Origin of the sequence: Ohtaekwangia sp., assembly GCF_036568665.1 — a bacterium.
GTDB lineage: Bacteria > Bacteroidota > Bacteroidia > Cytophagales > Cyclobacteriaceae > Ohtaekwangia.
Genome location: NZ_DATCSD010000463.1, coordinates 1 through 9,004 on the forward strand (window position 1 = coordinate 1; position 9,004 = coordinate 9,004).

Genomic DNA, 9,004 nt, shown 5'->3' on the forward strand with positions numbered 1-9,004 from the left:
CTGGTATACACCACGCTACCTCGCCATCGATCAAGGCCCCGAGATTGTAATGATCGAAAATTACCGCTCCGGCCTGTTGTGGAAGTTATTTATGTCAGCACCTGAGGTGAAAGAGGGGTTGAAGAAGCTAGACTTTAAATAGTGTTGATGTATTGGTGTGTTGAGGTGTTGATGTTTAGGAAAATACATCAACACTTCAACACATAAACACCTGAACACATCAATGCGCTTCCACCACTTTCTTGATCTCTTCCAGTAAAGGTCCCCAGCCGCCATCGCGGGTGGCGTCTTCGTAGCGTTGTTGGCCGTTGGCGAGTTTGGCGAAGTCGCCTTGTGTTACTGCGAGATTTGTTTTGCCGTTGTTACCGCTGAGTGTATAGGTAACAGTAGCATAGTTCTCCGGTATATCTTCCAGGCCCATGTTAGGGTCTATCGTTGTGTAGGCCAGGTATTCATTCGGGCGTATATCCACTACGTGGCCTTTCACGGCAACCAGTTCTTTTCCGTCAAATATACCTTTCCATATCAGCGTACTTCCTTTCTTCCAGTCAGAGAGGGCTTCGCATCCATACATATACTTCTTGGTTTGTTCGGGGTTCGTCAGCACATCCCATACGCGGGCAGCCGGTGCATTGATATCAATGTTGTTCCTTACAATTAGTTCTTTACTCATAGCTGTGGTGTTTGGATTTGATTTATAGAATGAAGTTCATGCCTGCGCATGACAACGGTATGTCAGCAGGAGTAGAGATAATGCTTTGATTTCAAAACAAATTGTATTGCAGACTACATAATTTTTACAATTCCGGCTGCTATAGTCTGCCACCAGGCGGTTTGAGGTATAACAAAGAAAAGTGCGTTGGGTATAAGGAATACGAGGAAGGCAAGTGTCATGGGATTTTTCAGTACAGCCTTTCCTTTTATCAGGTCCAGGAGAATGAAGAGCATAAACAACAGCGCTGTGATAATGATAGACGTTAGGAAGTACGTCAGGATGTCGTCAAATTTAACCAGTAATGTTAGCGTTCTGACAATGCCAGCTCCCACGACAATTAACGCAGTAGCCACTATATAGCGAACATGTGCGGGAGTATTTCGCACATTGACGATTGCCAGTATATAAAAGGTAACAAAGGGAAATATATCTGTAAACGGAGTAAATAACAGACCGAGGTTTTCGACTTTTGAAATTCCAAGCTTATCTAATCGGAAATACTGTACCCGATAAGCCATCAGCATGGATGCCACTATAAATGGAACCAGGAAATAAGAAAACTTACCAAGCCATCTGTGTAGTCTGAATTTTTTTTGTTGAATAAGAATTGGCTGGACGATAAGCAATACAAGCCAGGTAATAAGCACGATGGCATGAAAGTGATGGAACGCGTCCACACCTGAGAAGAAAGGGAACAGACCAAAATAGGTTTTGAAAAAGCCAATGAATATAACAATAGCGACTGCTATAAAGAAAAATGAAATATTGCGGTTTGATGTTTCCATTGGGGAATATGAAAAATATTCAATGTTTAATCCTTGTAAAAAGTCGTCATTTTTCAGTCATTGATTTCAGGAAGAAGGGAGATAGTATATCTTCGTTGGCATAGTAAAACTTTGGTGTACGATTAGAGAAGTGTCTAAACTCTTTAATGAGATGTGCCTGGTCGGTATATCCACAGGCTTCCACAACTTTTATCACATCGGTTTGCCTGCCTTTATTCTCTAATAGCTGGAGTGCATTCCTGAAGCGGATAATCCGGGCAAAGTACTTTGGCGTGAGCCCTATCTTTTCGGTGAAGTGACGCTCAAGTGTTTTTATACTCATGTTCGTTTGATCTGTTAGCCAATTCAGGTTAACGTTACCCATATTTTGATTGATTACTTCGGCCAGCTTATCGAGATTTCGCACATCACTCTTACGGCTTTTAAATTTACTCCATAAGAAGTTGTCTAACACATTTACAATTTTTATAGGATCGTTGTGCTGAAACATTTGCTCACGACATTCACGAAACTCCTTTGGAGAAAACACCGCAGTGGCATCTGTTGAATGACGGCCTGTGATAATATTCATAGGAATTCCGCTAAGTTGAAATATTCCTGTCGATTTGAACAACGCTATTACGCTTCTGAATGGCCTGCAAAAAATGCTCTCTCCCTTTTGTACCATTTGTCCTACAAGCGCTATATCCGGGGCAAGCGAATAACGTTGATCTGAAACTGTTCTATTGAAGTACGATGCCGTTATATCAGAGAAGCAGATGGTCGTTATACCCATCGGCAAGGCTTCATGTTCGATGGAGAGGTCATTATCGTCAATCACATCAGATATAAGATAACAATACAGGTATTCTCTCAAGGCACGCGAAGGTGGAAACGTTTGGAAACGAAACATAGGAGGGGGGTATTGAAGCTAATAATATAGTCTAATTGTTAGTAATGCGCAACACCAGGAAGGCTTCGATCATGGTAAATCTGCTACGGCAAGCAGTTATTCTAAAACTATGTGATAAAGCTGAACATGACTGATGCAATTTGCTGCCTCTACAGTATACTATCAGGTTATGCCCAACAATCTGCATATTTAATGATTTTGATTTATTTATATTTGGCCAAATAAATTATCCTAACCCTGCATGAAATTTCCCTTAGCCTGCCTACTTAGTTTTAGTCTGGCATTTTCACTTAGTGCCCAAAGTAATTTTCAAAAAGGTTTTATTGTTACCAACCAAGACACCGTTCACGGGTACATTAACGTTCGCGAATGGGAGAAATCTCCCCAGGAGATTGATTTTAAAAAGACGTTGGACGGCCCTGCTCAGAACTTTACTGTAAACCAGATTCAATATTTCAAAGCGCCGGGTTATTGTGCCTATCAGCGCTTCTTTGTATCTATCAGCATGAATGAAGTTAGCCTGGGTAAAACTTCGATATCTGTCAGGAAGCCCAATGTTTCGGATACTGTACTGATGAATATTTTATCAGACGGAAAGAATATAAAACTGTTTTTATACAGAGACCAAGTGAAGCCTCGCTTTTATTATAAGACGCCCGGTCAAAACGTACCCGAGGAATTATACTATGACGTGTATCGGGATGGTGGACAGATGCGCGTGCGCGAGGGCTATAAAAATCAGTTGGCGCAGTGCGCCCGTAGCAATCAAGTGCTTTCAAAAAAACTGGAAACAAGAATTAAGCGAGCGGCTTATTCAGAAGGTTATCTTAAAAAGATTGTTGATGAGATAAACGGAGGAGAAGATCAGAATGAGCGTAAAGAAGCTATCTCCGTTGAAAAACAGAGTACCGGTTTTTTTATTGGTGTGGGTATAAATCGAAATATGCTTACGCTAGATAATGGAACTGGTAGTAATTTTTCACTCAATGCAACAAAGAAGTCGACCTATGTTCCATATTTCTTTGCCGGCTATGATATAGCCATTAAACCTCAAACCGGTCGATTGTTCTTTCGTTTTGATTTAGCCTTTAGTAAAGCTACACTAAAATCGACTACAGAAGATAACAGCATGAGTTATCCGTTAACGGTAAATTATACATTTAAGCAAAGTAATACATCATTTGGAGCAAATCTGCTATATAATTTTTATAGTGCTCCAACAGTGAAGATTCGTGCAGGTGCCGGATTGCGCGCTAATTTTTCTACTTATAAAAAAGCAAATTATGTTTTTGTTACAGGATATCCGGGAGCTCCACGTGTACAGGAATCTGAGCCAGCTATGGCAAACTTTTGGCTCTCAATTCCGATCAGGCTTTCATGCTTGCTGTATAAACATTATGAGATAGGAGCAGGATATATACCAGCAGTAAATCTGAGTGAACCATCCGAACCATTTCACAATAACTTATCAGCGTTTTTCCTGGGGGTGAATTATCATTTTTAAAGTATAACCTATTTGGAAGGATATAGCAACTATCTATACGTACACCTCAACAGTGGAATTTTATTCTGAATGAATATATAAAGGCATAGCGAATAAAGTATTATTCCTGTAATAAACTTGGTCATCAAATCTGTTTGATTATATTTAAAAATGAATTGTGATTTACTCTTGTATATAAGGAATTACCTATAGACAAAGTAATTTAGAATTATCCTAACAAAAAGCTAATCCCTACCTGGTATGCATCATCGCATTATTGCAAGCATTTCATTGCTCATTTTTTTTACATTACTGGCCCCTGAGCTTTTCGCACAGGTCAGACCTGTTACGCAGTCATACGACCTTAAAATCATCCCGCCATCTCCGAACGCAGCCACCTTTCATAAATACGGTGATATTCCTGTAAGTTATTACACCGGAGTTCCGTCTATTGAAATTCCATTATACCAGATTACAGATAAAGAGTTATCTACACCAATATCGCTAAGTTATCATGCCGGAGGGATTCGTGCCAGCGAGGAATCTGGCACGGTTGGTCTCGGCTGGACCTTGCAATGTGGCGGGATAATTTCGCAGTCGATAAAAGATAAAAATGATTTTAAGAATTTTTTGTCACTCTCTGAAATAAAGGAAAATTTATCAAAGAATATACTGACAGTTAATTCCAATCCTACAGGGCGATATTTTTATGGACAAACTTCCAATAACTCATACGATATGTCGCCTCTTTATGATGGGAGTCCCGAAGGTTTTGATACCGAAATTGATGTTTTTAATTTTAATTTCGGTGGAAGAAGTGGAAAATTTATACTTGATCAAGCTGGTCAGCCAGTATTAGACAGGTATGCGGATATTAAGATCATACCGAATATAGTAAATGAAGTATGTGATAAGTTTACTATTATCGATGAACATGGAATAAAGTATATATTTCAGGATGTAGAACGAGAGAATACGTCACAGCAAATTACTTCCTGGTATTTGACTTCTGTTACAGCTCCCAGCGGAGCATCTATAGTATATCACTATCTGTCATCAACTATTACCGGCCAGCCCTACACCAACGAAGTTGTAAGCTGGGGATGCGATAATGCAAGAACTACCAGTACAATAAGCCAGGCGCGGGAGTACACCGCATTACAAGTATCGCGAATTGATTTTCGCAATGGGTACGTGGAGATGAATTATGACGATCTGCGAGAGGATTTAGCAGGAGGCAAGCGGATGAATTCGCTAAAGGTTTATAGTGTGACCAATGCAGCGCCCGTGAAAGAATTTGATTTTGTTTATACGCATTTTAATGATGGCAGTACCCTTTCTAATCGTAAACGTCTAAAGCTTGATCAGCTAATTGAGAAAGCAGGAGAAATAACACTTCCTCCTTACATTTTTAATTATAAAGTAAAAAATAGCCAGGGTGGAAATCTGGTAAACTTTCCGAAGGACAGCAAAGCGATTGATCACTGGGGATTTAATAACGGTAAGTTTAATTCTACTTTGGTTCCAAAGTATACCGGTGTTATTTACAATATACCTGCTGGAACCCAGAGCTATCAAACATTTACCGGTGCTGATCGTGAAGTTGACCCTCCCAGTGCGCAGGCTTTTATTTTAACCGACCTGACTTACCCTACCGGAGGGAAGACTTTATTTGAGTACGAGTCTAATACCTATGACAAAACGCTATCGCGCAGCTCTTATGCGAATGATTTCGAAACCACCTATCTGGAGGATCATACTGAATATGTAACTATACCTTTGACGGGAAGCGTTGTGGCAGGAACTTTTACAGGAGCCATTGATTGTTCCAGTAAAGTTGGCACCGATGTTAAAGTGACATTTACCTTCAAGGCCAATAGTGATGCTGAACGTGCTTCCCTTCATTCTTCATCCAATATCTCTGCGACAGCATTTGGCTATACCCGCTCTTTCACCAATACGAGTTTGTCATGTGGCGGACCAGTATGTACCACAGAAGTGAACGTTCAAGCAACGAACGGAATGCATCCCTGGCAAGTTGAAATCGGAACAGTTACAGGTTTAGCGGGGGTAACCATGAATTTCACCTGGAAAGTAGCCCGCACAGTGGCTTCATCTTCCAACAGTTATGATAACGCAGGAGGTTTACGAATACGGAAAATTACCAACCTGGATGAAAATGGTAACGCTGTGTCTGTAAAGACTTATGACTATCATTATCAAGAGGATAAAAATAATAATGGAGTACCGGAAACATATTCGTATGGACGGAGAATGTCTCCTCCTATATATACTCGTTATGAAGCAACTACACAGCAAGTGAATCCTGGTGGTGATGAAGGCCCGGTGAGTTGGCCAACTCAGTGCTTTAATTTCGTACGTTATGCAAACAGTATTGGTGCCCTGTCATCTTCTGTGCAGGGTAATATAGTCGGTTACGATAAAGTTACTGAATATATAGCGTCTACAACCGACAATACCCAAACACTTGGAAAGACTGTGTATGAATATGAGAATACTTCTGATCTGGTACTTGACTATACGTATGTAGTTGGTGATGTAAGCGGGGGCATGCAACTTCCTTACAGAAAACCTGGAATGCTTAACCTTGGCTATAGCAAGAATGGTTTGTTAAAGCGAAAAACAGACTATGCTTTTGTAAATGGGCAATCGCAAATGGTAAAACAGGTCATCAACGATTACCAGACTGTGGCTGAGAGTTTTTATTATAGCCTGGCGTACGAAAGCTTGCCTACTACCAATGTTGGTTTGGCTTATGAGGTCGAAGCATATCCTGCCTTACATTCGGAAAAAATACTCTTAATGTCAACCACAGAGAAAAACCCGGAGGCAACTACCAAAACCTATACTTACGGCAGCACTCAACATATATTTCCTACTCAAACGGATATTACACGTAGTGACGGAAGAACAACGACTATAAAACAATATTATACTTCGGACAGTTACCCGGGGCTGTCGGCAACTGCCCAGTCTGCCAAGACTGAAATGGTAAATCAACATATACTATCACCAGTCATTGCAACCGAAAGTACAACAGGTACCAGTGTAGAAGTAGTGAAGAGTAATTACAAACTATATAATACTACAATGCCATTACTTGAATCAGTAGAGACTAAGCAGAATGCCGGTAATTTTGATCTGCGTTATAACTATCTTGATTATGATGTACAAGCTAATCTACGCGGACAATCTAAACCGGGTGACGTACCGAGTGCCTATGTGTGGGGATATAGTGATACCTATATAATTGCCGAAGCGAAGAATGCACTACCCGACCAGATTTTTCATACCAGCTTTGAGGAAACCGGTAACAGTGCTTGGGATGATGCCAAAACCGGCCACAAAAGTAAAACGGATGGGTATTCGAGCTTGCTCACAAAACTTACCGCTGGTAAATATATACTCTCCTGGTGGAGTAAACCTGTAGCAGGAGCGTGGCAACTTCAACAGCAGACTATAACAGTTACAGGAACAAGTTATACTATAAATCTTACCGGTCAGGTTGATGAAGTTCGTTTTTATCCAGTGGGTGCATTGATGACCACATACACGTATGACCCACTTGTGGGTTTAAAATCGGTTACCGATCCGAATCAACGTCTTTTAAAATATGAATATGACGATTTGGGCAGACTTGTACTCATCCGGGACAATGATGACAATATCATAAAAAAATATACCTATAATTATCAACAACGCTAATATGGTACGTTATATAACTCTTTTCAGTCTCTTTATATCAGCTGGTTTAAGTTTTGGACAACCCTCAAACAATTATAATTATGTAAAAGAGGAAGCTATACAGGTAAAGAACGTTGTGACGCCAAGCCAAGCTACATCACTTACGATTGGTGATAAGGTGGAGACGACAACTTATGTGGACGGCCTTGGGAGGACGACTCAGATCGTGACAAGTCAAGGGTCGCCTGCGAAAATGGATGTAGTACAGCCACAGACATACGATGCATTCGGGAGAGAAGCTATACATTATTTACCCTATATATCTACTGAGCAGAATGGATGGTTTAAAGCCAATGCATTGGGGACAACGGACTACTCTATCTCGCCTCAATTTCTTTTTTACAGCAATCCCTCTACTGATAAGACTCCACTGGATCTGAAGCCTTATGCCGAAACGAGATTTGAGACAAGCCCGCTCATTCGCCCGATTGTTGTTGGGAGTATTGGTGCTACATGGCAACCGGACGGCACTGACAATTATACATCTACAGACCATACAACAAAGAAATTATATACTCTTAACGATGCCAACGAAGTATTGCTTTGGAAGTATGATGCAGTCAATGGTGTTTCAGTAACCGATATCAATACACCGGGAATGCTCATATACTATCCGGAGGGTCAGCTTAACAAGGTAAAAACGAAAGATGAACAAGGGAACGAAGTGATCGAGTATACAGACAACACCGGTCGTTTAATATTGAAACGTGTGCAAGTAGTTGACAACACAACTGTGGTAAACGATATCAATTACGCTTCCACTTATTATATATATGATGACTTTGGCAATCTGGTGACTGTGATTCCTCCGGAAGGAGTGAGGGCCGTGAAAAATACTATAGCCAACTAAATATCAATATTATATGAAAAAGATGTTATTCTTAGTTATAGTGTTGATTCCCTGTTTGCTACAGGCGCAGAACATAACCACTACAACGCTTGCGTGGCAGGCATCGTCTGTTACGGATAGCAATACAGGTAATATACTCTCTGCCGGAGGCGATAAGATTATCTCTCACAGCAATACTTCCGTTGAGTGGCAGGACGCACAAGGCAATGTAAAATATACCTATGCCGTAAACACCGTAAACGGTTCGTGGAGCAATGTGAGTAACAACGGTTCGATTATATACCAGGTAACTACGGGCGGTAATTCGGGTACGATCACCTTTACAAAATCCGGCAGTGAAACAACGGTACGTATACTGGTGCTGGAAGGAGAAGACATTCCGGATATGTATGAATTTAAAATCAGCAGCCTTACTGCACTATAATTTTCGTTGACCGATGAGATCTACTTTATCTACCCTTATTTCCTATATACTGCTGGTATGTATACTGTGCAGTTATGCTGTGTCATCGAA

Annotated in this window: 8 protein-coding genes; 5 read left to right on the forward strand and 3 right to left on the reverse strand. The window is 40.7% G+C overall.

The window, feature by feature from the left end; all coding sequences use genetic code 11:
* On the forward strand, nucleotides 1-142 hold a 142-nt coding region (locus VIN08_RS27230), incomplete at its 5' end, for a glucoamylase family protein (protein ID WP_331972634.1).
* 78 nt (nucleotides 143-220) lie between these two features.
* On the opposite strand, the gene VIN08_RS27235 is transcribed toward VIN08_RS27230, so the two are convergent.
* The 3 genes from VIN08_RS27235 to VIN08_RS27245 form a co-directional block, all read right to left on the reverse strand.
* The gene (locus VIN08_RS27235; protein WP_331972613.1) at nucleotides 221-673 is read right to left on the reverse strand and encodes an SRPBCC family protein; all 453 of its coding nucleotides are present in this window, start codon (nucleotides 671-673) and stop codon (nucleotides 221-223) included.
* Between the two features lie 113 nt (nucleotides 674-786).
* Nucleotides 787-1,500 (reverse strand): hypothetical protein, encoded by a 714-nt coding sequence (locus VIN08_RS27240; RefSeq protein ID WP_331972616.1) that lies wholly within the window; start codon nucleotides 1,498-1,500, stop codon nucleotides 787-789.
* 46 nt (nucleotides 1,501-1,546) lie between these two features.
* On the reverse strand, nucleotides 1,547-2,392 hold the full coding sequence (locus tag VIN08_RS27245) for a helix-turn-helix domain-containing protein (protein WP_331972619.1): 846 nt from the start codon (nucleotides 2,390-2,392) through the stop codon (nucleotides 1,547-1,549).
* A 574-nt stretch (nucleotides 2,393-2,966) separates the two neighbouring features.
* Here VIN08_RS27245 and VIN08_RS27250 point away from each other — a divergent pair.
* The 4 genes from VIN08_RS27250 (at nucleotide 2,967) to VIN08_RS27265 (ending at nucleotide 8,914) form a co-directional block, all read left to right on the forward strand.
* Complete coding sequence (locus VIN08_RS27250) at nucleotides 2,967-3,896, forward strand: hypothetical protein (protein ID WP_331972622.1); 930 nt, start codon at nucleotides 2,967-2,969, stop codon at nucleotides 3,894-3,896.
* Nucleotides 3,897-4,136: 240 nt separating this feature from the next.
* Nucleotides 4,137-7,601, forward strand: coding sequence for a hypothetical protein (locus tag VIN08_RS27255; protein ID WP_331972625.1), 3,465 nt, complete (start codon nucleotides 4,137-4,139; stop codon nucleotides 7,599-7,601).
* Nucleotide 7,602: 1 nt separating this feature from the next.
* A complete protein-coding gene (locus tag VIN08_RS27260) occupies nucleotides 7,603-8,490 on the forward strand; it encodes a DUF6443 domain-containing protein (protein WP_331972628.1) in 888 nt (295 codons plus the stop codon).
* Nucleotides 8,491-8,503: 13 nt separating this feature from the next.
* Nucleotides 8,504-8,914 carry a hypothetical protein gene (locus VIN08_RS27265; RefSeq protein WP_331972631.1) on the forward strand — a complete coding sequence of 137 codons (411 nt, stop codon included), beginning with the start codon at nucleotides 8,504-8,506 and terminating at the stop codon, nucleotides 8,912-8,914.
* The last annotated feature ends 90 nt before the right edge of the window (nucleotides 8,915-9,004 follow it).

Bases quoted from the DNA above. Each gene is read 5' to 3' on its own strand.
- VIN08_RS27235 (WP_331972613.1), bottom strand. From the start codon at position 673: ATGAGTAAAGAACTAATTGTAAGGAACAACATTGATATCAATGCACCG.
- VIN08_RS27240 (WP_331972616.1), bottom strand. From the start codon at position 1,500: ATGGAAACATCAAACCGCAATATTTCATTTTTCTTTATAGCAGTCGCT.
- VIN08_RS27245 (WP_331972619.1), bottom strand. From the start codon at position 2,392: ATGTTTCGTTTCCAAACGTTTCCACCTTCGCGTGCCTTGAGAGAATAC.
- VIN08_RS27250 (WP_331972622.1), top strand. From the start codon at position 2,967: ATGAATATTTTATCAGACGGAAAGAATATAAAACTGTTTTTATACAGA.
- VIN08_RS27255 (WP_331972625.1), top strand. From the start codon at position 4,137: ATGCATCATCGCATTATTGCAAGCATTTCATTGCTCATTTTTTTTACA.
- VIN08_RS27260 (WP_331972628.1), top strand. From the start codon at position 7,603: ATGGTACGTTATATAACTCTTTTCAGTCTCTTTATATCAGCTGGTTTA.
- VIN08_RS27265 (WP_331972631.1), top strand. From the start codon at position 8,504: ATGAAAAAGATGTTATTCTTAGTTATAGTGTTGATTCCCTGTTTGCTA.